The sequence below is a fragment of the Pseudomonas sp. MYb185 genome (assembly GCF_002979975.1).
Taxonomy (GTDB): domain Bacteria; phylum Pseudomonadota; class Gammaproteobacteria; order Pseudomonadales; family Pseudomonadaceae; genus Halopseudomonas.
Map to the genome: position 1 here is coordinate 316,281 of NZ_PCQD01000003.1, position 23,245 is coordinate 339,525.

General features: G+C 65.4%; 25 protein-coding genes. 7 read left to right on the top strand and 18 right to left on the bottom strand.

Translation table 11 applies throughout. The features are described from left to right. Window position 1 precedes the first annotated feature (1 nt). Window positions 2–886: an alpha/beta fold hydrolase gene (locus tag CQ007_RS06275; RefSeq protein ID WP_105644251.1), complete on the top strand. Its 885-nt coding sequence runs from the start codon at window positions 2–4 to the stop codon at window positions 884–886. 24 nt (window positions 887–910) lie between these two features. On the opposite strand, the gene CQ007_RS06280 is transcribed toward CQ007_RS06275, so the two are convergent. The 9 genes from CQ007_RS06280 to CQ007_RS06320 all read right to left on the bottom strand — a co-directional run bounded on the left by CQ007_RS06280 (window position 911) and on the right by CQ007_RS06320 (window position 8,224). Next, on the bottom strand, window positions 911–2,404 hold the full coding sequence (locus CQ007_RS06280; protein ID WP_105644253.1) for a nitrite reductase: 1,494 nt from the start codon (window positions 2,402–2,404) through the stop codon (window positions 911–913). Next, a complete protein-coding gene (gene cobA / locus CQ007_RS06285; protein ID WP_105644255.1) occupies window positions 2,395–3,270 on the bottom strand; it encodes a uroporphyrinogen-III C-methyltransferase in 876 nt (291 codons plus the stop codon). The genes CQ007_RS06280 and cobA overlap by 10 nt, the downstream gene beginning before the upstream one ends. Then, a complete protein-coding gene (nirJ, locus tag CQ007_RS06290) occupies window positions 3,263–4,456 on the bottom strand; it encodes a heme d1 biosynthesis radical SAM protein NirJ (protein WP_105644257.1) in 1,194 nt (397 codons plus the stop codon). Before nirJ ends, cobA begins: the two co-directional genes overlap by 8 nt. Beyond that, entirely contained in the window at window positions 4,444–5,052 is a 609-nt protein-coding gene (locus tag CQ007_RS06295) for a nitrite reductase (RefSeq protein WP_158256730.1), read from the bottom strand. The genes nirJ and CQ007_RS06295 overlap by 13 nt, the downstream gene beginning before the upstream one ends. Beyond that, the gene (locus tag CQ007_RS06300) at window positions 5,027–5,470 is read right to left on the bottom strand and encodes an Lrp/AsnC family transcriptional regulator (RefSeq protein ID WP_105644259.1); all 444 of its coding nucleotides are present in this window, start codon (window positions 5,468–5,470) and stop codon (window positions 5,027–5,029) included. Before CQ007_RS06300 ends, CQ007_RS06295 begins: the two co-directional genes overlap by 26 nt. After that, window positions 5,463–5,969: an Lrp/AsnC family transcriptional regulator gene (locus CQ007_RS06305; protein ID WP_105644261.1), complete on the bottom strand. Its 507-nt coding sequence runs from the start codon at window positions 5,967–5,969 to the stop codon at window positions 5,463–5,465. Before CQ007_RS06305 ends, CQ007_RS06300 begins: the two co-directional genes overlap by 8 nt. Next, window positions 5,966–6,424 carry an Lrp/AsnC family transcriptional regulator gene (locus CQ007_RS06310; protein WP_105644263.1) on the bottom strand — a complete coding sequence of 153 codons (459 nt, stop codon included), beginning with the start codon at window positions 6,422–6,424 and terminating at the stop codon, window positions 5,966–5,968. Before CQ007_RS06310 ends, CQ007_RS06305 begins: the two co-directional genes overlap by 4 nt. Before the next feature lie 223 nt (window positions 6,425–6,647). Then, window positions 6,648–7,838, bottom strand: a complete 1,191-nt coding sequence (locus CQ007_RS06315; protein ID WP_105644265.1) for a cytochrome D1 domain-containing protein — start codon at window positions 7,836–7,838, stop codon at window positions 6,648–6,650. Then, complete coding sequence (locus CQ007_RS06320; protein ID WP_256582215.1) at window positions 7,835–8,224, bottom strand: cytochrome c; 390 nt, start codon at window positions 8,222–8,224, stop codon at window positions 7,835–7,837. The genes CQ007_RS06315 and CQ007_RS06320 overlap by 4 nt, the downstream gene beginning before the upstream one ends. Before the next feature lie 232 nt (window positions 8,225–8,456). Between CQ007_RS06320 and CQ007_RS18905 the strand changes: the two genes are divergently transcribed. Further along, entirely contained in the window at window positions 8,457–8,621 is a 165-nt protein-coding gene (locus CQ007_RS18905) for a hypothetical protein (RefSeq protein ID WP_158256731.1), read from the top strand. A 40-nt stretch (window positions 8,622–8,661) separates the two neighbouring features. On the opposite strand, the gene CQ007_RS06325 is transcribed toward CQ007_RS18905, so the two are convergent. The 5 genes from CQ007_RS06325 to CQ007_RS06345 form a co-directional block, all read right to left on the bottom strand. Beyond that, window positions 8,662–10,035: an ATP-binding protein gene (locus CQ007_RS06325; RefSeq protein WP_105644267.1), complete on the bottom strand. Its 1,374-nt coding sequence runs from the start codon at window positions 10,033–10,035 to the stop codon at window positions 8,662–8,664. After that, a complete protein-coding gene (locus tag CQ007_RS06330) occupies window positions 10,032–10,703 on the bottom strand; it encodes a response regulator transcription factor (RefSeq protein WP_105644269.1) in 672 nt (223 codons plus the stop codon). The genes CQ007_RS06325 and CQ007_RS06330 overlap by 4 nt, the downstream gene beginning before the upstream one ends. A gap of 129 nt (window positions 10,704–10,832) precedes the next feature. Beyond that, the gene (locus CQ007_RS06335) at window positions 10,833–11,876 is read right to left on the bottom strand and encodes a c-type cytochrome (RefSeq protein ID WP_105644271.1); all 1,044 of its coding nucleotides are present in this window, start codon (window positions 11,874–11,876) and stop codon (window positions 10,833–10,835) included. A 9-nt stretch (window positions 11,877–11,885) separates the two neighbouring features. After that, window positions 11,886–12,554, bottom strand: a complete 669-nt coding sequence (locus tag CQ007_RS06340; protein ID WP_105644273.1) for a cytochrome c — start codon at window positions 12,552–12,554, stop codon at window positions 11,886–11,888. 302 nt (window positions 12,555–12,856) lie between these two features. Next, window positions 12,857–14,074, bottom strand: a complete 1,218-nt coding sequence (locus CQ007_RS06345) for an MFS transporter (RefSeq protein WP_218278837.1) — start codon at window positions 14,072–14,074, stop codon at window positions 12,857–12,859. Window positions 14,075–14,255: 181 nt separating this feature from the next. Between CQ007_RS06345 and CQ007_RS06350 the strand changes: the two genes are divergently transcribed. The 5 genes from CQ007_RS06350 (at window position 14,256) to CQ007_RS06370 (ending at window position 18,880) form a co-directional block, all read left to right on the top strand. Then, window positions 14,256–15,326, top strand: coding sequence for a hemin-degrading factor (locus CQ007_RS06350; protein WP_105644275.1), 1,071 nt, complete (start codon window positions 14,256–14,258; stop codon window positions 15,324–15,326). A gap of 6 nt (window positions 15,327–15,332) precedes the next feature. Continuing rightward, complete coding sequence (locus CQ007_RS06355; protein ID WP_105644277.1) at window positions 15,333–16,223, top strand: hemin ABC transporter substrate-binding protein; 891 nt, start codon at window positions 15,333–15,335, stop codon at window positions 16,221–16,223. Window positions 16,224–16,273: 50 nt separating this feature from the next. Beyond that, the gene (locus CQ007_RS06360) at window positions 16,274–17,251 is read left to right on the top strand and encodes an iron ABC transporter permease (protein ID WP_177424300.1); all 978 of its coding nucleotides are present in this window, start codon (window positions 16,274–16,276) and stop codon (window positions 17,249–17,251) included. Then, window positions 17,251–18,018 (top strand): heme ABC transporter ATP-binding protein, encoded by a 768-nt coding sequence (locus CQ007_RS06365; protein ID WP_105644281.1) that lies wholly within the window; start codon window positions 17,251–17,253, stop codon window positions 18,016–18,018. Before CQ007_RS06360 ends, CQ007_RS06365 begins: the two co-directional genes overlap by 1 nt. Before the next feature lie 88 nt (window positions 18,019–18,106). Continuing rightward, complete coding sequence (locus CQ007_RS06370; protein WP_105644282.1) at window positions 18,107–18,880, top strand: class I SAM-dependent methyltransferase; 774 nt, start codon at window positions 18,107–18,109, stop codon at window positions 18,878–18,880. Between the two features lie 53 nt (window positions 18,881–18,933). Here the strand turns inward: CQ007_RS06370 and CQ007_RS06375 are convergent, their stop codons facing one another. The 4 genes from CQ007_RS06375 to tolR form a co-directional block, all read right to left on the bottom strand. Beyond that, entirely contained in the window at window positions 18,934–19,800 is an 867-nt protein-coding gene (locus tag CQ007_RS06375) for a metallophosphoesterase (RefSeq protein ID WP_105644285.1), read from the bottom strand. 194 nt (window positions 19,801–19,994) lie between these two features. Beyond that, window positions 19,995–21,980 carry a PhoX family phosphatase gene (locus CQ007_RS06380; protein ID WP_105644287.1) on the bottom strand — a complete coding sequence of 662 codons (1,986 nt, stop codon included), beginning with the start codon at window positions 21,978–21,980 and terminating at the stop codon, window positions 19,995–19,997. A 10-nt stretch (window positions 21,981–21,990) separates the two neighbouring features. Continuing rightward, entirely contained in the window at window positions 21,991–22,788 is a 798-nt protein-coding gene (locus CQ007_RS06385; protein ID WP_146114546.1) for an energy transducer TonB, read from the bottom strand. Window positions 22,789–22,804: 16 nt separating this feature from the next. Then, window positions 22,805–23,245: a protein TolR gene (tolR, locus tag CQ007_RS06390; RefSeq protein ID WP_105644291.1), complete on the bottom strand. Its 441-nt coding sequence runs from the start codon at window positions 23,243–23,245 to the stop codon at window positions 22,805–22,807.

Here is a 23,245-nt window from a genome sequence, read left to right on the forward strand (position 1 = left end):
CATGTCAGATGTCGAACTGGGTACGCCGCAGAGCCGTTTCTATCATTCCCGTGGGCTGCGTCTGCATTATCTGGATTGGGGCAATACCGGGGCGCCGCTGCTGGTCCTGCTGCATGGCGGGCTGGAGCACGCGCGGGTCTGGGATCCGTTGGCGCAGCAGCTGAGTGCCGATTGGCAGGTCGTGGTGCCGGATCTGCGCGGCCATGGCGACAGCGACTGGAGCACTGGCGGGGCCTACGCCATCCCCGATTTCGTGCCGGATATCGCCGCGCTGGTGGCCGCGCTGGGCAACCGTCCGGCCACCCTGGTGGCGCACTCCCTGGGTGGCAATATCGCCATCCATTACACCGCGCTGTTTCCGGAGTGCGTCACCCGGTTGTGCGTCATCGAGGGCCTGGGGTTCTCGCCCGAGGCGCGCGCCAAGCGGGATGAAAAGTCGCGGCGTCAGCAGTTGCGCGAATGGGTCGACAAGGTGCGCGAGCTGGATCAGCGTGGGCCCAGCCGCTATCCCAGTGTGGCGGCGGCGGTGCAACGGCTGATGGAGCATGATCCGCGCCTGCACCGGGAACTGGCCGAATACGTCTGCCACCATGGGCTCAAGCCCACCGGAGATAGGCAGTGGCGCTGGAAGTACGACCACCGTATACGCGGTTCGGGCGCGGCGGAGGTGGCCTCGGTCGAGCCCGCTGATCTATGGCAGGCCATCGAATGCCCGGTGCTGCTGATGTATGGCGCCGAAAGCTGGGCATCGAACCCGCAACAGGATGGCCGTGCCCGGCACTTTGCCCAGGCGAAGGTGGTGACGATAGAGAAGGCTGGGCATAACCTGCACCATCATCAACCCGAGGCGTTCATGGCGCACCTGCGAGGGTTTCTGGCCGAGTAGCCGCGCTGAACAGGATACATGTGCTCAATGCGAGGTGCCCTCGGCAAAGCCGATCTTGTTGCCGACGTTGTACTTGCCCGAGGGCTTGTTCATCGGGATGCGCTTGATCTCCTCCAGGGTCTCGCTGTCGATCACCAGCAGCGCACCATCGGTGTCCCAGACACTCAGCAGCAGGTATCTGCCATCCTGGGTGAACTCCACGTGAGCGGCATTCTTGCCGGGCACCGGGCGCAGGGTATGGGCTACCTTCAGGGTCTGCTTGTCGATCAGGTGAATGGCGTCGTTGTTGGGGCCGAAGAACACATCGGTCCAGGCGTACTTCGAGTTCTCGTGGCTGCGCATGAAGAAGCCCGGCCCTTCGGTAGGGATCTCCGTGACCAGTTCCCAGGTCGCCAGATCCAGGACCGAGATCAGCCCCTGGCTGATATTGGGTGTGGCGAACACCCAGCGGCCGTCCTGCTGCCAGTAGATGCCCGAGCCCAGGTGCGGCATGCCCGGCAGCGGGATATCGGTGAGCGCCTCGCCGGTATCCAGGTCGATCACCTGGCCACCCTTGGCCTGGCGTGAGGTGGCCAGCAGGTAGCGGTAGTCCGGGGTGAAGGAGAAATCGTCCAGATAGTCCGCCGCCAGGATGCGTCGCGGTACGAAATCCGGCGTGCCGGCCCAGGACAGCTCCCAGACCTCTTTCACATCCTTGAGTGCCACCACGAAGCTGTCGCGCTGAGGGGCGGTATAGACCGCGCTGACCCGCGACGGGGTGCCATCGTTGCCGAGGGCTTCGATGGGTTTTACCAGCGACAGGTCCTCGGCATCCAGCACCACCAGGTTGCCGGGCAGGTAATTGCCCACCATCACCCAGCGGCCATCACTGCTGACCGCCAGGTTGCGGGTGTTCAACCCGGCGCGTACCTCGGCGATCATGGTCAGGTTGTGCAGGTCGTATTTGCTGACCCAGCCATCGCGGGAGGCGAAGTAGACGAAGCGGCCATCCGGCGAGAACTTGGGGCCGCCGTGCAGGGCGAAGTGCGAAGGGAAGTTGGCCAGTTCCTCGAAACGGTCGCCGTCGAGAATGCGCACATGGTGATTGCCAGCCTCGACCACGACGAACAGGTTGAGGGGATCGGCGCCATGCTGTGGGCTGTCCGGCAACTGGCTGACATCGGCCAGGATGCGGTGGCTGGCGCGGACATCGGCCTCACTCCAGGTCGGTGCGACCTCCGCCGGGCGGTACAGATAGCCGACCAGCGCATCGATCTCATCGCTGCCGAGCAGCTCGCCATAGGCGGCCATCTGGCTGGCCGGGCGCCCATCATGGATGACGTTGCGGACTTCCTCGGGTTTGATCCGCCCGAGGCTTTCCGGAAGCAACGCCGGGCCGGTGCCACCCAGGCGGTTGAGACCGTGGCAGCTCTGGCACTGGGCCTGGTACAGCGCTGTGGCATCCGGTGCGCTGGAGGCGTTGGCCAGCACCCCGACCGGCAGGCTTGCCGCCAGCAGCAGGGAAGCGATCAGACGCATGCCAGTGCCTCCCGTGGCAACTGTTCGGGTTGGGCGCCGAGGCGGGCCGGATGGCTCAACCGGTGCTGCCGGAACAGTCCGACCACCTGGCCGATGACGGTCAGCGTCGGTGCGCCCAACCGGTGTTCGCGGGCCAGCCGCTCGAGCTGGCGCAGAGTGCCGTGCACCACCTGCTGATCGTGACGGGTACCATTGCCGATCAGCGCGGCGGGGGTGTCGGCGGGCAGGCCGGCGGCGATCAACTGCCGGGAAATCTCCCCGAGGCTGGCCAGTCCCATATAGAACACCAGGGTCTGGCCACCGCTGGCCAGGCTCTGCCAGGGCAGGCAGAGGGCGCCGTCCTGTTGCAGATGGCCGGTGATGAACTGGCAGGACTGGGCATGATCGCGGTGGGTCAGCGGGATGCCGGCATAGGTGCTGCAGCCGGAGGCGGCGGTGATGCCGGGTACCACCTGGCAGTCGATGCCGTGCGCCAGCAGATGTTCCAGCTCCTCGGCACCGCGCCCGAAGATGAACGGATCGCCGCCCTTGAGTCGCACCACGCGGTGTTGCTGCAGTGCCAGCTCGGCCAGCAACTGGTTGATCTGTTCCTGAGGCAGGCTGTGGTAGCCGCTGGTCTTGCCGACGAAACGGCGTTCGCAACGGGGTGGAATCAGCTCCAGCACCGCCGGGCTTACCAGCCGGTCATGGACCACCACGTCGGCCTGCTGCAACAGGCTCCAGGCGCGCAGGGTGAGCAGGCCGGGGTCGCCGGGGCCGGCCCCGACCAGGGCGACTTCGCCTGGGGCCAGGGTGGCGCCCAGCGAAGCGGGGAAGCAATCGTGGGTCAGGCGTACTGCCGGGCCTTCTGGAGGTTGGTCATGCATGGTCAGTCACCATTACGCAGGGGATGGATTGGGGCGGGTGCAGGCCGATCTCCCTGTCACTCAGATAGCAGCCGGGGTCCTCGCCCCACAGATCGCCGCTGGCCCAGGCGCGGGTACGGGTATTGCCGTTGCAGATGGGCAGCCACTGACACTGGCCGCAGCGCCCGCCCACTGCGCGGGGATGCTGGCGCAGCTGCAGCAGCAGCGGGTCGGGGGCGTCCAGCCAGATATCCCTGAAACTACGCTGGCGGATATTGCCGACGCTGTGCTGCCACCAGTAGGTATCCGGGTGTACGTTGCCGGTGTTGTCGATATTGGCGATGCCACTGCCCGAGGCGTTGCCGCCCCAGGCGCGCAGCATCTGCTCCAGCCGTGGCGCATGCTGGGGAATGCGCCGTTGGGCCCACTGCAGCAGGGCGATGGCATCGGCATCGTTGTTGCCGGTGACGAAGTCGGTCTCGCGGCCCTGCTGTACGTCAGCCCAGGCCTGCTCGAACAGTTGATCCAGTACGTCCCTGGTCATCACATGGTGGGCATCGGCCTTGCGGCTGCGCTTGCCGCGACCGCTGTAGTTCAGGTGCGACAGATAGAACTTCTGCACGTCATGCTCGCGCATCAGTTCCAGCAGCGCCGGCATCTGCGGGTAATTATGCTGGGTCAGGGTGGTGCGCAGACCGACGCGGATGTGGTGCTGGCGGCACAGGTCGATGGCATGCATCGAGGCGCTGAAGCTGCCCTTGAGCTGGCGCCACTCATCATGCACCGCCTGCAGGCCGTCGATGCTGATGCCCACATAGTCGTAGCGGGCAGCGACGATCTGCTCGATATTGTCTTCGTTGATCAGCGTGCCATTGGTCGACAGGGCGACGAAGAAGCCTTTTTCCCGGGCGTAGCTGGACAGCTGGAAGATGTCCTCGCGCAGCAGCGGCTCGCCGCCGGACAGGATCAGCACCCGCACCCCGGCCTCATGCAGATCATCGATCACCCGCAGCGCCTCGGTGGTGTCCAGCTCGTCGCGGAATTCGCTGTCGGCGGAGGTGGCGTAGCAGTGCTTGCAGGTCAGGTTGCAGCGCCGCAGCAGGTTCCAGATCACCACCGGCGGGCGGCTGCCGGGTGTGCCGCGGGCACCGAGCACACGCAATCTGGGGTCGGCGAGGGCGCGCAGGTAGTGGCTTATTCTGAGCATGAGGATGCCTCCTGAGGTGATGCCACCACTGTCGTCATTCTCCGCGAAGGCGGAGAATCCAGTGGGTCTGGCTCGACGGTTTGACGGGACGGTGGGTTCTCGGCTTTCTGCAGCCGCAGCCCGGTTTTCTTCAATATGCGGCTGCTGACCAGCATGTCGTCGGCGCGGCAGGCATCGCCGAGCAGCTCACGGATGCGCTGGCGGTCGGCGGCGATGTCCTCGGCGTTGCGGCCATGCACCATGGCGAACAGGTTGTAGCACCAGCCTTCCCGGCGCGGACGGCGGTAGCAGTGGCTGACGAAGGGCTGGGCGCCGATCAGCGGGCCGAGTTCATCCATGTGCGCATCGTCCACATCCCATACGGTCATGCCGTTGTGCCGGTAGCCGAGGCGGTAGTGGTTGGGCACCGCGGCGATGCGGCGGATGGCGCCATCCGCCTGCAATCGTTGCAGTAGCGCCAGGGTGTCTTCGGTGCTGATGCCGAGACGCTCGGCGATCCACGCCCAGGGCTCGGCCACCAGCGGCAGGCCGGCCTGGGTGAGTTCGATCAGGCGCCTGGCCAGTTCGGCGTCAGACGGGCAGATGCAGGCCGACATGGTAGGTCTCCTCCTTGGGCAGGTTGAGTACCGGCAGGCCGGTCATGGCCTCGATGCGCTGGATACTGGCGTCGATCTCCCTGGGGCTTTCACAGGCCAGTACGAACCACATGTTCCAGTCATGCTCGCGGCGGTAGTTGTGGGCCACTTCGGGCAGGGCGTGCAGCTGCGTGGCGACCGTTTCGAAACGCGCCTCCGGCACCGACAGCGCGGCCAGGGTGAAGGCTCCGTTCAAACGTTCGATATCGAACATCGGGCCGAAGCGGGTCAGGGTGCCGTCGTCCAGCAGTGCCTGGGTACGTGCCAGCAGGGCCTCGGGTCGGCTGCCCAGCTCCTCGGCCAGCGTTTGCCAGGGCTGTGGCACCAATGGCAGGCCATGTTGCAGGCGATTGATCAGACGCCGGTCAAGCTCATCCATGGGCCACCTCCGCCGCCGGGGTGAAGCGGCCACCGCGCTGCTTGAAGGCGCGGGTGCTGAACAGCAGCCGGTGCGGCAGATGGTCCAGCTCGTAGCGCTCCAGCAAGCGCTCGATATGCGCCTGCACCGCTGCCCGCTCGCGGCCATGCACCATGCAGAACAGGTTGAACGGCCAGTGCGGCAGACGGCGGGGCCGCTGGTAGCACAGGTTGATGCCGGGTGCGCTGCTGAGCTGTTCGCCGATGGCGTCGACCGCCTGATCGGGAATGTCCAGCACCAGCATGGCATTGGCACGAAAGCCCAGCGCCCGATGGTGCACCACCAGCCCGAAGCGGCGGAACAGGCCCTCGGTATTCCATTGGTTCACCTGATCCAGTACTGCCTGCTCGCTGGCACCGAGCTGTTCGGCTATATGCCGGTAAGGGCGGGTGGTCAGCGGCAGGCCACGTTCCAGCTGACGACGCAGGGCGAGCTGCTGGCTGGCGCAGAGTCCGGTCATGGCGCATCCTCCAGCGGAAAGCCCAGGTCGATGCGATAGGCCCGGCGCATGGGCAGGTCCAGTGGTGCCAGGCCGGTGCTGTGCTGGATATCTTCCAGGCAGCGCTCCAATGCCTGCCGGTCCGGGCCGGTGAGTACGAACCACAGGTTGTAGTCATGCTCGCGCAGGTAGTTGTGATTGACCTCGGGATAGCGGTTGACCAGCTCGGCTACCTGCTCCAGTCGCTCCGGTGGTACCGCCAGTGCCACCAGGGTACTGGCCCCGGCGCGGCTGTGTTCGAATACCGGCCCGACCCGGGACAGCACCCCGCCGTCATCCAGTCGGCGCAGACAATCAAGCACCTCGGCCTCGCTGCAGCCCAGTTCCTCGGCCATGGCCTGCCAGGGCTCGGCGCACAGCGGCAGCTGGTGCTGGTAGCGTTCGATCAGGCGCTGGCTCAGGTCGTTCAGTTGCATGTCAGTCCCCTCTTGTCCTGTACGCCATTAGCGTCATTGCGAGCCCGCAGGGCGTGGCAATCCATATACCCGGAGTATCCGGCACCCACTGGGTTGCCGCGCTGTGCTCGCAATGACGCTGGTGTGGTACAGCCGGAACGGTATTTGCCTGCCTCGCCGGGGTCCGGATTCGCAATGATGGGATGAGGACGTGACTGGTCATGTTGATCATCTGGACGGCTCCCTATAGGCCGGTCGCATGTGCGCGGCTGCTGAAGAAGATGCCGCTGGGGCTTTCGGCCGGCAGGCTGGTGATCTTCTTCAGCGTGTAGGGATCCCATACCTGGATTTCGCCACCGTCACGTACCGACAGCCACAACTGGTCGCCACGCGGGGTGAACTCCATGTGCAATACCGCCGGGCCCGGCTCCAGGGTGGCGATGACCTCATGGGTTTCGCTATCGATCACCTGCACCTGATGGTTGTCCGGGTGGGCGAAGTTGACCCAGATCTGCCGCGCATCCGGTCTGGCCATGACGAAGATCGGCTGGCCGGCGACATCGATGGCACCGGTCTGCTGCCAGTTGCTGCTGTCCATCACCAATACCTGGTGCTGACCGACGGCGGGCACGAAGGCCTGGTCGCCGGCCAGGGTCCAGCCTTCCAGATGCGGCATCTTGTACACCGGCAGTTTCTGCTGGCCGCGGCCGTAACCGTCGAGAATGCGCGTCACGCCCCGCTCCGGGTGCCAGAGGTCGATCAGCGCCATGCCGTCCTCACCGAACAGCCCGGCGATGTAATAGCGGCCCTCGGGTGTGAGCAGGGCGTCATAAGGCTGCTTGCCGATGTTTTCGAAGCGGGTAGTGGCCGGCTGGTTGCCCTGGCTGAAATCCAGCAGCCAGGTCTCCCCGGTATCGAACAGGCTGTAGATGAAACGCCGGCCGGGCACGTCGGTGACACCGACCACCCGCGAGTTGGCGCTGCCATCAGCCAGCGGTGTGGCGGGGATATCGGCGATCAGCTCCAGGCTTTGGGCATCGAACACCCGCACCCCGCCCGGCTCATAGTTGCCCACGGCGATCAGCGAGCCGTCACTGCTGATGGCCCCGCCGATGCTGTTGCCGGCCTGGATCACCCGCTGCTCCACCTTCTGCAGCAGCAGGTCGACCTTGGTCAGACCGCCGTCGCGACCGAACACATAGGCGTAGCGCTGGTCGCGGGAGAACACCACCGAGGCGTGGGACAGGTCACCCAGCCCGTCGATGCGGGCCAGGCTGGTGCGGGTGCTGCTTTCGATCAGTTGCAGGGTGCCGGTGGCGCGTTCCACCACCACGCCCAGATCGCCGGTGCCGCGCAGTGGCAGGGGCTGGGGCGAGTGGGCGCAGCCGCCAAGCAGCAGGGCGGCGATGGCCAGGGATAGCAGCGGGCGTTTCATGGGCGGGGGTATCCTTGCAGCAGGCGGTCGACCAGCCAGGCGATATCCTGCTCATCGAGCAGGGCATTCCAGCCGGGCATGGCGGTACCGGGGCGGCCATGGGCCACGGTGGCAATCAGGCTGTCGCGGGGCTTGTCGGCCAGTGCCTGGCGGGTCAGCGCCGGGCCCAGCCCGCCGGTCATGCGCAGGCCGTGGCAGGAGCCGCAGTCCTGCAACAGCAGGTTATCGAGCTGACGCTGGCGCTGCTCATCCGGTCCGGCCTGGAGCAGGGGGCTCAGCAGGGCCAGACAGACCAGCAGGATCAGGGCGCAGCGCTGGCCAGATGCCGTATTGGCCCCAGCCATACCCGGGGTGCCGGAGCGCAGTAAACCCACCGCCGCAGCCATCGTGTTCTCCAATCATCGAACTGTCGATTGATGGTCTCGATTATGTGCGTAATCGGGGTGTGTGAATTTGACCGAGATCATTTCAGCCTGCGACATAATGTCCGGTCGAATCGTGTGGGATTTGGCTGCGGTGTGCCGTTGGTCGCGATAATGGTGCTGCTTGATACCGATCAAGGCCGCACCGGGCATGCGCTTCTAGCCTGTGACTGACCCCAGCCCAAGGAGCAGGATAATGAAACGATTGATGACGCTGGTCCGCTATCTGTTGACCTCCGGCCATACCGTGCAGGCAGCCGACCGCGAATTGTGCACGGCCCGGAGCATGTGCCTGGGCTGCGACGGCAAGCCCAACTGCCATCTGGCCCGGATGCTGCGCCAGGGCGCGCGGCATATCTGAGCTGGCCAGCGGCAGGCGCTGGTGACCGCCTGTCGGGCCGTCAGCCCGGGGAGTTCAGCTGCGCGGGTCCCGCGCAGGGCAGGACCACTTCCGCTGTCAGTCCGCCACCGCTGCGGTTGCTCAGGGCCAGGGTGCCCTGATGCCGGTCCACGATCAGGCGCACGATGGACAGCCCCAATCCGCTGCCGAAGTCATCGCGCTGTGCCCGCCAGAAGCGTTCGGTCACCTTGGCTATCTGATCATCGGCAATGCCCGGGCCCTGATCCTGCACGGCGATGCGGATGTGCGCGCCATCCTGGGACAGGTCGATGTCGACCGGGGTGGAGGAAGGGGAGTAGCGCAGGGCGTTGTCGAGCAGATTGCGCAGGGTGGCCACCATCAGCGAGTGGGGAATGGCAGCGCTCAAGGGAGCGTTGGTCCGTTGGACCAGGCGAATGCGCGTATCGGCATCCAGGCCAATGGCGGTCAGCTCCGCACCGGCCTGCCTGGCGGCTGCGGTCACGTCAGCGAGCTGTGGCTCGGTCGGTTCCTGCTGGCTGTCCAGGCGCGCAAGCAACAGCAACTGATCCAGTGTTTCCTGCAGATACACGGCACCCTGTTCGGCGGATGCCAGGGAGTCCTGTACCAGACCGCCTTCCCTGCCCTGGGCGATTGCCAGCCGGGCGACCTGCAGGTGGGTCTTGATGGCAGTCAGGGGAGTACGCAATTCGTGGGCGGCATCGTCGGTGAACTGGCGTTCCCGCAGGATGGCACCCGCCACCCTCTGCAGCAGATCATGGATGGTATCGACCAGCGGTTGCAGATCGGGTGGCGCACTGACTGTCGGCAGTGGGGAAAGGTCGCCCGGATCGCGTCCTGCCAGCAGGGCACGGATGCGATCGAAGGGTTGCAAGCCCTTGCCGATGGCCCGCCAGGACAATAGCAGGCTGCCCACCAGGGCGATGGCAAATGGCAGCCCGAAGGACAGGGCCAGGCCCTGCAGCAGGGTATCGCGCACATTCATCCGGTCCGCTGTGGCGATACGCAGGTCGCCCTGCTCCAGCACATAGACGCGCCAGAGGTTGCCGTTGCGCCGGTAGGTGCCGAAGCCGGGCTGGGTATCGCTCATGTCCGGGCCACCCTGGGTCCGCACCAGGGTCTTGCTGGTGATCTGGCCGCGCATGATGCTGACCTCGCAGGCCAGGCCGTCCAGGGTGGCAATATCGATCTGCGCCTGACTGGTATCGACATCCAGCACGTCAACCGGCATCTGTTCGATCAGGCCGGCGACCATGCGCGCGGAGGCTTGCAAGCGGTTGTCCAGCACCGCTTGCAGCTCCCGGCGCATATCCATGAACAGCCAGCCGGCCACCAGGCTCCACAGCAGGGTGAGGGAGATGCCGATGGCGAGCAGCAACCGCAGCCTGAGAGTCATCCCCCGGGCTCCGCCGTGCCCAGCCGGTAGCCCTGGCCGCGAACGGTTTCGATGATGTCCTGGCCCAGTTTGCGGCGCAGATGATGAATATGCACACTCAGGGCATTGCTCTCGATGTTCATCTCCAGACCGTAGAGACTGTCCTCGAGCTGGGTGTTGCTGAGAATCTGCCGGGGGTACTGGCAGAACACCTGCAGCAGGGCGAGCTCGCGCCGCGACAGGCTGACGGGAATACCCGCGCACCAGGCCTGGCCCTGATCGGGAAGGATACGCACGTTACGCCAGACCAGCTCGCGGACGGCGCGGCCACCGGCACGTCGCAGCAGGGCCTGCAGGCGAGCGCACAGCTCATCCAGATCAAAGGGCTTGGTCAGGTAGTCGTCGGCGCCGTCCTGCAGGCCTTGAATGCGGTGGGCCACGGCATCCCGGGCAGTGAGTACGAGGATGGGCAGGTCCTGCCCGGAGGCGCGCCAGCGGCGCAGCAGGGACAGGCCATCCTCATCCGGCAGACCCAGATCGAGAATCGCCAGGTCCACATGGGTGGAGCGCAATACGCTGTCGGCAGAGCCCGCGGTATGGACCCGGGTCACCGAATAGCCATGCAACTGGAGACCGGCACAGATGCCACTGGCTACCAGCGCGTTATCTTCGATCAGCAATACATGCATTGTCACTCCTGCCCCGATCCTGAAAGCTGCCGGGGACCGCGCCCCGCCCATGGCATTCTACTGGTTATCGTGGCGGGTCATGGCCTGAACGGAGGGGGAGGCGGCCGCCGCCCCCTGCTCCGTGCTCTCTCAGTCGAACGAGCGCGAGCGCAGCGCCTCGGGCTTGAGAAAGTCCTTGTTGCCGACATTGTCATGGTCGCCCAGCAGTCGTCCTCCCACCTCGAGGCCATACAGGCTGTGCTTGTGGAAGGTTTCGCCATAACGTTCGCGGGTTTCCTTCACATCACCGGTGTATCTCGGGTCCTGAGGGCGTTCCTGGGCATTGACATAGTACGCCACGTCCCAGGCTTCCTGCTCGCTCAGGGTGTTGGGCTGGCCCAACGGCATGTTGTGCCTGATGAAGGAGGCGAGCGTGAACACCCGGCTGATGCCGGCTCCCCAGTTATAGGATTCGTCGCCCCAGAGTGCAGGAAATACCACCTTGCCCCGGGTGTTCAGACCAGCGCCATCGTCGCCGTGACAGACCGAACAGCGGTCCTGATAGATGTTCTCGCCACGATGATAGTCAGGTTGCTCGGCGGCATCGGCCAATCGCGGGTAGCCGCGGCCGTACATGCTGGCGCCCGGCTGGTACATGGGTACACCCTTGGCCAGCCACTGGATATAGCTGGACAGCGCCAGCATCTCGTCACTGCCGTAGGCCGGCGGCTGGCCATTCATCGAATAGGAGAAACAGCCGGCGATGCGTTCTTCGAGATTGTTGACGTGATCATTCTTGGGCCGGTAGTCCGGCAGGGTGACCGCCGCCGGCCATACCGGCCCGGAGAACGGCAGCCGACCCGCGCCAAGGTGGCAGCTGTCGCAGTTCAGCTCGTTATACACATATTGCCCGCGATATTGCTGGGTGTTGGTGAAGATATCGTGGCCGCGCAGGATGACCTTCTTCAATTCCGGGTGTAGCGCGGAGGCTTGCAGTTCGTCCAGCGTGGGGGGAATATGCACGAAATCGCCTTCCACCGGTGCGGGAGCGCCAGGCGCCATGTTGGCCAGAATGCGTCTGGACTCCTCGGACAGCTCGGCCTGGGCAAGCGGGATAACGCCAGTCAGAATGCCGGTCAGCGTCGCCAGCAGGTAATGCCGCACCTTGGTGGCAGGTAGTCGGAAAATAGTCATGCGGACCTCCTATTCCGGTTTCTGTTCGGGCGTACCCGGCTGGGTCGACAGCCAGGCCGCGACGGCCTGGATATCGTCCGCACTCATGCGCGCAGCGACGGTGGCCATCAGCTGTTGCGGATCGTTCTGACGGCTACCCTGCTGCCAGTTCAGCAGCTGATCGCGGATATAGGCCGGATGTTGCCCAGCGATGGCCGGAAACACCGAGCCGGCACCCAGGTTGTCGGGGCCATGGCAACTGGAACAAGGCACCAGGTAGTTATCCCAGTCACCCTCGGTGGCCAACAGTCGGCCGCGCTCCAGCAGCTCGGGAGAATAGGGTTCGGCCGCTGACAGACTCGGGGCGGGCAGACTGGCGAACCAGGCGGCGACGTGTGGGATCTGCTCATCAGTGAGCATCTGGGCGAATGCCTGCATGGTGGGACTGCTGCGCTGGCCCGATTTGAAATCCTCTATCTGCTTGGCCAGATAGGTGGCGTCCAGGCCGGCGAGGCGGGGCCAGGATTCGGCACCGGGGATATTCATGCCACTGCCGTCGGCCTGATGACAACTGGCACATACCGCCGCAGCTGCTTGGCCTTGTACGGGATCGGCAACGCCGGGGTCGGCAGCGAGGCCGATGCTGCAGGCCAACAGGCATGCCCCGAGAATTGCCAGCCCGGTTTGTCGTTTACTCATGCAATAGACTCCTGAAGCGCTGCCGGGACCGCGGGCATGGTCGGGGCCGCACTGAAGAGAAGAGGGGATATGGAGCGATATGGCGAGATATCGCGTCTTGCGCGCGCGGATCAGATCGGCACGCCATATGATCTGTCCGGCAAGATTAAGGAAACATTAAGAGATGGCCGGGTCGCGTTACCGGGTTGTCGCGCCCCTGCGCGACGACAGCGTTTGCATGGCACCCATCACCTCACCGCAGGCGTAGCGCCGGCGCGCTACACCCCGAACACGACCGGGTCGCGATCATCACGCCCAGGCGGCTACGCACCCTCCGCCAGACCGGTAGCGCCATTGTTCTGCACCCGGCCGAGCCAGACCAGCAACAGCAGCACAGCGGCCACCACCGGCAGCATCAGCCAGTTGATGGTATTCCAGCCGGAGCTGGTCAGCAGCCCGCCCGAGCCAAAGGAGGCCAGGGCGACGGTGCCGAATACCAGAAAATCATTCAGTGACTGGGTCTTGGATCTTTCCGCCGGCGTATAGGCGTCGGTGAGCAGGGCGGTGGCACCGATGAAACCGAAATTCCAGCCGACCCCAAGCAGGATCAGTGAACCCCAGAAGTGCATCAGCTCCTGTCCCGCGACGGCGACCAGCCCGGAGACCGCGATCAACAGCAACCCGAACCCGGTGATGCGGATCTTGCCGAAGCGGGCAATCAGGCGGCCAGTGATGAAACTCGGACCGAACATCGCCAGGATATGCCACTGAATGCCGAGCGCGGCTTCGCCAGCATGGAAGCCATGCCCGACCATGGCCATGGGCGCGGCAGTCATGATGAAGGCCATCAGACCGTAGGACACCACCCCGGCTGCCGCAGCGACGATGAACTGCGGGGTACGGGCAATGCTCCGCAGATCACGTCCCGTCTCGCCGGCGACCGCGGTTTGGCGCGGCGGATTGCGCAGCATCAGGAATAACGGCAGCGCCAGCAGGGCCAGAGCCGCCTGGCCGAGAAAGCTGCCGGCAAAGGGTGCGCTGGCGAAGGCATCGCGGGTCCAGATCACCACCTGGGGGCCGATGATGGCTGCTACCAGACCGCCGATCATGATGCGCGAGATCGCCTGGGCACGATGACTGGGCGCCGCGGTATCGCTGGCGGCGAACCGGTAACTCTGTACACAGGCGGCATAGAAGCCGGCCACCGCGGTGCCGGTGCAGAACAGCGCGAAGTTGCCCTGGAATATGCCCAGTGCGGCAACCAGGCCGGCCAGGCAACCGAGAAGCGCCCCCAGCGTATAGGCGGCCCGGTGGCCGAGGCGGCGGATCAGCATGCCGGCCGGGATGGTCGACAATGCCAGGCCGAGGTTGAACAGGCTGACTGGCAGGGTTGCCAGTTCCGGGGCCTCGGACAACTGCTGGCCGACCAGCCCGCCGAGGGAAATGATGATCGGTGGCGAGGCTCCGCCCAGCGCCTGGGCGGCCATCAGCACGGGGGTGTTGCGTCTTTCCGTAACGGTTGTGAGTTCTGTGTTGGCCATGAGCTACCTGGGATCGGTTTTCGCTTTATATTAGACTATTCTAATTTAGGTTGATGTGAAATATGTAGCACGCGGCGATGAAAGTTGCCAGCCCCGTCGCCGGTCAAGCATGGAACAAGTTGACTTTCAAATGCAAATGGTTCTCAATATCTGTCTTTCCGGCATTCACAGGAACCTCATCATGAACCTGGCCCTCTGCCTCCCACCTCTTCAGGCCAACCTGTTCAGCGCCTGGCAACGACTGTTGCAACAGCACCCCCGGCTGCGTGCCCGCGAGGCGGCCAGGCAACTGGCGGTCAGCGAAGCCGAACTGATTGCCAGCCGGCTGGGCATCGATACCCTGCGGCTGCGTCCTGAGTGGAGCGAGCTGCTGCCGGCGCTCGCAGATCTGGGCCGGGTCATGGTGCTGACCCGCAACGAGCACTGTGTGCACGAGCGCCAGGGTATCTACCGTGAGGTGACCCTGGCAGGCAATGGCAAGATGGGATTGGTAATCTCGGCGGACATCGACCTGCGCCTGTTCCTGTCCGGCTGGCATAGCCTGTTCGCCGTCGAACAGGACACCACACATGGCATGCAACGCAGTCTGCAGGTATTCGACCAGCACGGCGTTGCGGTACACAAGGTGTTTCTCACCGTTGACAGCGACCTGGATGCCTGGGGCCGGTTGCTGGCGCGCTTTGCCGAGCCAACGCAGTTGCCGCCGGATGCTCTGTCGCCGCTGCCCGCCGGTGCTGTCGAGCGGGCCGATAATACGGTGGATGTCGAGGGCCTGCGCCAGGGCTGGGCACAGCTCAAGGATGTACACCACTTCCATGCCCTGCTTGGCAGGTATCAGGTGGGACGACTGCAGGCGCTGCGCCTGGCCGGCCGGCAATGGGCCGAGCCGCTGAGTCCGCAGGCCCTGCCGCAGATGATGGGCGAAGCGGCGGCGCAGCAACTGCCGGTGATGGTATTTGTCGGCAACCGGCACTGTATCCAGATTCACTCTGGCCCGATCCAGACGCTGCGCTGGAGCGGTGACTGGTTCAATGTGCTGGATCCGGACTTCAACCTGCATCTGGACATGGCAGGGGTGACGCAGCTGTGGCGTGTCCGCAAGCCCAGCGCCGATGGCGTGATCACCAGCTGGGAAGCATTCGATACCGAGGGTGAGCTGATTCTACAGATGTTCGGCCTGCGCAAACCCGGCCAGACGGAGCTGGAAGCCTGGCGCACCCTGGCGGAAAGCACCGCAGCCGTGGAGGCATGAACGTCGATGCGCCTTGAATACACCCTTGCCGGTCTGTGTGCTGGCCTGTTGCTGAGTCTGAATGCGCTGGCTGCGGAGCTGCCGCAGCGCTGGGTCAGCGCCGGTGGCGCGGCCACCGAATGGGTCGTGGCGCTGGGTGGCGAGCAGCGGCTGGTGGGGGTGGATACCACCAGCCAGCATCCGGCATCGCTGGCGGCATTGCCCAGTGTCGGCTATCAACGCCAGCTGTCCGCCGAGGGTGTGCTGACCCTGACACCGGATCTCTTGCTGGGAACCGAGGAAATGGGTCCACCGCCGGTGCTCAGTCAGTTGCAGAACGCCGGGGTGCGCATCGAGCAACTGTCCGCCGCCAGTGACCTGGCGGTGCTGGAAGACAATCTGCAGCGCTTGGGTGAACTGCTGGGCGAGCCGCAGCGGGCGCAGGCGGCACTGGACGATTACCGTCAGCGGCTGGGCCACTTGCAGCAGCAGATCAGCGCGATACAGGCGCATACCGAGGCGCCGGGTGTGCTGTTGCTGATTGGCCAGGGTGGCAGCAATCCGCTGGTGGCGGGGCGCGGCACCCTGGCTGACTGGCTGCTGGACCAGGCCGGCGCCCGCAATCTGGCTGGCCATGAAGGCTACAAGACCCTGTCCAGCGAAGCGCTGGCGGCATTGGATGCCGATTGGCTGGTGGTCACCGACCGCCAGCTGCGCGGTACCGAGATGCAGCAGGCGCTGCTGGCGCAGAACCCGGCACTGGCCCACAGCCGGGTGGTACGCGAGGGCCATCTGCTGACCCTTGATCCGACCTTGCTGACCGGTGGTCTCGGGCCGCGCCTGCCGGCGACCCTGGAGCAGTTGGCGCAGACCTTCTACCCGGATCTGCAACCCCTCAGCGCCGACGCGCGCCGATGAACCCGGCGCTGGTTCCGCGCTGGCTGTTTGCGGCGCTGGCAGCCATGTTGCTGCTGGCCATCTGGCTGTCCCTGGCGCTGGGGCCGGTCAACCTGCCGCTGACCGATACCCTGCGCGTGCTGTTCGGCATGCTCGGCCTGGGCTCGCCGGAAGTGCCCCAGGCCGAATTGATCATCGGTCAGATTCGCTTGCCGCGCACCCTGCTGGGGCTGATGGTGGGCGCGGTGCTGGCGCTGACCGGTGTCGCCATGCAGGGCCTGTTCCGCAATCCGCTGGCCGACCCCGGGCTGATCGGCGTGGCCAGCGGCGCGGCACTGGGTGCGGCACTGGTGATCGTGGGTGTGGCCCGCTGGGTGACGCTGCCGGTTTCCATCGAGCCTTATGTACTGTCTGCGGCGGCCTTCGCCGGCGGTCTGCTGGTCACCGCCCTGGTCTACCGCCTGGGTCGCCGCGACGGCCAGACCCAGGTGGCCACCATGTTGCTGGCCGGCGTGGCGTTGACCGCGCTGGCTGGCGCGGTGATCGGCCTGATGACCTACCTGGCCGACGACGCCACCCTGCGCGCGCTGACCTTCTGGAACCTCGGCAGTCTGAATGGTGCCAGCTATGCACGGCTGTGGCCGCTGCTGCTGGTGGCGCTGGGCGTGGCACTGTGGCTGCCGCGTCGGGCCGATGCGTTGAATGCCATGCTGCTCGGCGAGTCAGAAGCGCGGCACCTGGGTTTCGAGGTCGAGCGCATCAAGCGTGAGCTGATCCTGTGTACTGCCCTGGGCGTCGGCGCGGCGGTGGCCGCGGCCGGCCTGATCGGCTTTGTCGGGCTGGTGGTGCCGCACCTGATGCGCCTGCTGGTCGGCCCCGATCATCGCCTGTTGCTGCCGGCATCGGCGCTGGCCGGTGGTGCCCTGTTGCTGTTCGCCGACTTGGCGGCGCGGCTGCTGGTGGCGCCGGCGGAAATGCCGATCGGCATCGTCACCGCGCTGATCGGCGCCCCCTTCTTTCTCTACCTACTGATACGGAGCCGCAGCTGATGTTGCAGGCCAACGGGCTGAGCCTGAGCCGTGGCGGGCGCAGGGTGCTGAGCGAGGTGACCCTGGCCTTGCAGTCGGGGCAGGTGCTGGGTGTGCTTGGCCCCAATGGTGCCGGCAAGAGCAGCCTGCTGGCTATGCTCAGCGGCGAGCTGGCACCGGGTGCCGGAGAGGTACTGTTGGAGGGGCAGCCGCTTGAACGCTGGCAGGGCCGGCAACGGGCGCAACGGCTGGCGGTGCTGCCACAGAGTTCCAGCCTCAGCTTCGGTTTCAATGTTGAACAGGTGGTACGCATGGGCCGCATGCCGCATGACACCGGCCTGGCAGTCGATCAGCAGATTGTCGAGCAGGTCCTGGGTGCGGTGGATGCCAGCCACCTGGGCGGGCGCAACTATCTGCAGCTCTCCGGCGGCGAGCGCCAGCGCGTGCATCTGGCGCGGGTCCTGGCGCAGCTGTGGCCGGGCGCCGATGGTCAGGTCTTGCTGCTGGATGAACCCACCTCGATGCTCGATCCGCTGCACCAGCTCAGCGTGCTAGATGCGGTGCGCCGCTTCGCCGACCACGGTGCCAGCGTGCTGGTTATCCTGCATGACCTGAATCTGGCTGCGCGATATTGCGACCAGTTGCTGCTGCTTGGTGACGGCAGGGTGCAGGCCAGCGGTTCGCCCGAGCAAGTGCTGCAGCCGGAGGCCCTGCATCGGGTGTTCGGCATCGACGTGCTGGTGCAGCGCCACCCTGAAAGGGGCCATCCGCTGGTCATTGCCCGGTAGATTCACCGGCTCCGGCCAGGGACAAAAATCGCTTTGCCGCAGCCGATCAGGCATGCTGATAGGCATCATTTCATAACCGGAGCGGACCTTGTTTAGCGATTTATCCATTGATGACCAGTTTGACGAGCTGGGCATGAACCTCGACGTACCCTTCGTCCCGACCCATGAAAGCGTGGTCAAGGCCATGCTGGAAATGGGCGCGGTGGATGCCGACGATGTGCTCTATGACCTTGGCTCGGGGGATGGCCGTATCCCGGTGGCCGCCGCTCTGGAGCATGGTGCCCGCGCGGTTGGTGTGGAAATCGACGCCGGGCGCGTGGCATTGGCGCAGGCCTACGCCGCGCAGATGGGCGTCGAGGACCGGGTCTGCTTCATCCAGGATGACCTGTTCGAGGTCGACTTCGCCCCGGCCACCGTGGTGACCATGTATCTGCTGCACACCGTCAATCTGGAATTGCGCCCGCGCCTGCTCACCGAACTGCGCCCCGGCACCCGCATCGTCTCCCACGCCTTCGACATGGGCGACTGGAAAGCGGACCGCAAGATCGCCTTCAAGAGCGACGCCCTGTATCTCTGGATAGTCCCGGCCCAGGTGGCAGGCCACTGGCACTGGCAGCGCGCCGATGGCACCCGTTACCGCCTCGAGCTGGAGCAACGCTACCAGCAACTGACCGGCGAACTCTGGATCGACGACCAGCCCGCCGACCTGGAAGCCGCCCTGCTCTGGGGCGACCTGTTGGAGCTGGTGATCCACGAGGACGAGACCTACGGGGCAGAGTCGATCTTGATGCACTGCCAGGATGATCAGCTGGTGGTGGTCAGTGAGTACCAGAAGGGGGCAGTGGCGCGGAGGCTGGTGTAGCGCAGGCGCGCTACACCCCGGGCCATTGCTGCCCGGTCTGCTTAGTGCTTCGCTTACCGCTTCAGACTGAAGCGGTAATCATGCCGCTGCAGCGGACCGTCCATTCCGACCTGGTAGGTATCCACGATCACCTGGTCATCATCCATCACCGAAAGTACCCGGAACATGGGTACATGGTGATCTTCGTCGGGGATCTTGGTGCGTTCCAGGGCGGGGATATGCAGGTAGTGAACGCCGTCGATCTGTTTTGAGTGCTCGGTGCGATCCATGTCCATGTGCAGGTCGCTGGAGATCATGGCGATCAGGTTGGGCTGGGCGCTGACCTCGGCGAAGCCGGGGTGGTGGATGCCCTTGTCGGCGTTCTCCGGGAAGATGCCGGCGGGTGCGCTGTGGACCACCAGCAGTACCGGTTTGGGGTTGAGCTGCTGGATCTGCTGCCTGACCCAGGCCACGCCCTGGTCGTTGAAGTCGCGCCCTTCATCCGGCGAGGCCATGACCACGGCCAGCCGCTCGAACTCCATGACATAGCTGGGGCCGGGGATCTCGGCCTTGCCTTCATTCCAGCGCTGGGCGTAGGTCATGTAGCGCTCGACGGTGGAGCCATGCTCTTCGTTGCCCATGATCGGATAGAACGGCAGGCTCAGGCGTTGCAGCACCGGCGTGGCGGCCTCGTATTGCAGCTCGGTGCCCTTGTGGGCGATGTCACCGACGCCGATGACGAAGTTCAGGTCGAGCGTATCGGTCAGGTGATTGACATGGCCGACGGCGGCGGCGAGGCCGGGGAATTCGGCCTTGGGCTTGGGCTCGCCGTCGCCGAGGATGGCGAAGCGCAGTACCGGCTCGGCGGCACTGGCCAGTACGGGAGCCAGTGCACTGCTGGCCAGCAGCAGGCAGGTGGGTAGCAGGATGCGGAGTTTCATGGTCGTTCCTTGTTGTAGGTGACTTGACGTTGGTGCAATTGGGCGCGCGCTGGATTGCCGCGCCCTTCGAGCTCGCAATGACGGGAGATGTGACTCATGAGCGTGATTACCCATCGTCATTGCGAAGCGCATAGCGCTGAAGCAATCCATTGGCAGGGGCGGAGAAGATCAAGGGGCGATAGCGCATGGCGTCGTCAGCTGCCGATCACCTTGCCCTGGTCATGGGTAATGACCAGCGTGGTGGATCGCGGACGGCTGTGGCCGTCGCTGGCGGGGTAACTGATACCGGGGTGCTGGATGTTGATCCATAGAGTGCGGTAGTCCGGCGTCCAGGTGATGCCGGTGATTTCCGCGCCCCGTGGGCCGACCAGAAAGCGCCGCACTTCACGGGTCTGCGGGTCGGCGCAGAGCAACTGGTTGCAGCCGGTGTTGACCGTATGGGCGGCCTGCTCGTCGGAGTCGGTCTGGATCCACAGCCGCCCGGCGGCATCGAAGGCCAAACCGTCGGGCGAGGAAAAGATGTCGCCCTGGACACTGCCGATCAGGTTGTCCGGCAGCGGCTGGCCGGCGGCGTCGAGCGCGCCCGGCTGGTCACCGGCAAGCAGAAACACGTCCCACTCGAAATGTATGGCGGCCGGGTCGGCACCGGCTTCGCGCCAGCGGACGATCTGGCCGTGCTGGTTGTCGGGCCGGGGGTTGGCGGCATCCAGCGGGAAGCGGCTGCCGCGCTCATGGTTATTGGTCAGGCTGACATAGACCTCACGGCTGTCAGGGTGTACCGCGACCCACTCGGGGCGGTCCATCGGCGTGGCGCCGAGCTGGTCGGCGGCGCCGCGGGCGTTGAGCAGCACGTCCTGCTGGTCGGCAAAGCCGTTGTCCGGGGTCAGGCCGTTTTCGCCCCAGATCAGCGGCAGCCATCTACCCGTGCCGTCTTCATCAAAACGGGCGGCATACAGGGTGCCGCTGTCCAGCAGATTGCGACTGGCCTGCGGATTGGCCAGGTCGTGGCGAGCGTCGGGGACAAACTTCCACACGTATTCGCCACGGGCATCGTCACCGGAATACACCGCCATACGCCCGTCATCGCCCAGCGAAACTACCGCGCATTCGCGGCCCAGCCGGCCCATGGCGGTGCGCTTGATCGGTTTGCTGTCGGGGTCGAAGGGGTCGATTTCGACTACCCAGCCGAAGCGGTGGGGTTCGTTGACGTAGCCCAGATGGTCCTGTGTCGGGTCGGGGGTGGCGTCGAAGCGGCGATCCACCGACTCCCAGGCGTAATAGGCGCTGTGCTGACCCTGGCCGATGCCGTAGCGCTGGTGCGTGGGGCGGGTGGCGTGATCGACGGCGTTGCGGTTGACGAAGTAGTTGTGGAAATTCTCTTCGCAGGTCAGGTAGGTACCCCAGGGGGTGACGCCCATGGAGCAGTTGTTCAGGGTGCCCAGTATCTCGGTGCCGCTGGGGTCACTGGCGGTGCGCATGCGCGGGTCGCCGGCCAGCGGGCCGCGGATGGCCATGGGGGTCAGGGCGCTGATGCGCCGGTGCAGGCGCGAACCGGGCACCCGCTGCCAGTGGCCGTTGGCGTCGCGGCGGATTTCCAGCACGCTGACACCATGCGCGGCCTGCTCCTTGCGAACCTGATCGACCGGGCGCTGGCGGCGGCCATCATCCAGCTCAGTGAAAGTGAAGCCATTGGTATGCAGGGTCGGGTTGATGTATTCGTGGTTGATTACCAGCAGGCCATGCTCGTTGGGCGCCTCCTCGAAGGGGAAGAAGTGCATGCCGTCGTGGTTGTCACCGGCCTGCAGCAGCTGCGCCTGCCAGTCCTGGGAGGCGTCATCCAGCCAGGCCGGGGCGCTGTCCAGCACCGCGTCGCCCCAGCTGAAGAACGGGCGGGCGGTATAACCGTCGGCTACCAGCACCTGATCGAACTTCGCCGAGGTCTGTGCCGCGACGCCGGAAAATCCCATCAACGGGGCGGCAGTCGGCGTGCCGGGGCTGCGTTGGCAGCCGGGCAGCATGCCTGCGAACAGGCCGAAGGCGGCCAGTGCCAGCCCGCCCTTGAGTACCTGCCGGCGGCTGCGGTTGATCACGCTATCCAGATCGGCGGCCTGGCTGGGATTGAGCCTGCGGTCGTCAACCGCTTCGAGGTCGGCGTGGTAATGCTGATGTTCCTGTCTCATGTTCTGCTCGTCATTGAATGCGATAGCGGAAGGTGTTGCGTATTCCGGGCACGTCCACCGGCTGACCGTTGACCAGCCGAGGTTGGTAGCGGAAGCTTTTGGCTGCGGCCAGTGATGGCCGCTCGAACAGCGGGTCATCACAGGCACCCTCGACTACCTGCGGATCTGTTACCCGGCCATCGCGGGTGACCGTGTAGCTCACCATGCAATCACCCTCCAGCCCACGATCCAGCGCCCGGCGCGGATAGCTCGGTGGCTGTTTGCTGATGGGTTGGTACTGGGCGATGGCGGCGGCTTCAGCGGCGCGGCGGGCGGCCTCGGCCTCGGCCAGGGCGTGGGCTTCGGCGGCGGCAGCCAGCCGTTGCTGTTCCTCGTGGGCACGCTGTTCGGCCAGTTCACGCGCCTGTTGCTCGCGCCGGGCCTGTTCTTCCCGCTCCTGCTGGCGTTGCTGTTCCCGGCGCTGCTCGGCGAGTCGGTGCTGTTCCTCGCGTTCGCGCTGCTGCTGTTGTTCCAGCCGTTTGCGGGCGATGGCACCCTGATCGACCTGCGGTTCGGGTGGCGGCGGTGGTGCTGCTGCCGCCACTGGCTCGGGTTCCGGTACCGGCGCGGGCGGCTCCGGGGCCGGGCTGGGCAGGGTGACCAACTGGGTGATCATGACGGTTCGTGGCGAGGTGGCTGGGGCTTCCGGTGACCAGCTGTGCCACAGCATCAGTGCGGCAGCGCCATGCAGCAGGCCGGTGGCCAGAGCCGGCAGCAGCCAGCCTTCCACCTTGCGCGATGGGCGGCCTGCGGGGGGTGTGTTTTGCATCAGCTCAGTCATGCGGTTACGGTGCCTCGGTGATCAGACCCAGGCGGCTGATGCCGCCCTGCTGCAGGGCGGCCATGCCTTCGATCACCAGACCGTAATCGGCGTGGCGGTCGGCACGGATAAATACCTGGGTCTCGGGTCTGGCGGCGACCAGCGCGCTGATGCGCTGGCGCATCTCCTCCAGCGACTCGCTGCTGTCGCTGTACTGCTCGGTATCGACGGTATCGCCCTCGTTCCAGTGGTAATGCCCCGCCTCATCGATCGACAGGGTGACGATATTCAGCGGGTCATCGTTGGGCAGGGCTTCACTGGCGACCTTCGGCAGTTCGATCTGGATACCCTGGGTGAGCATGGGCGCGGTGACCATGAAGATCACCAGCAGCACCAGCATCACGTCGATATAGGGCACCACATTCATCTCCGCATTGGGCCGGAGCTTTCTACGGGCCGGGCGCAT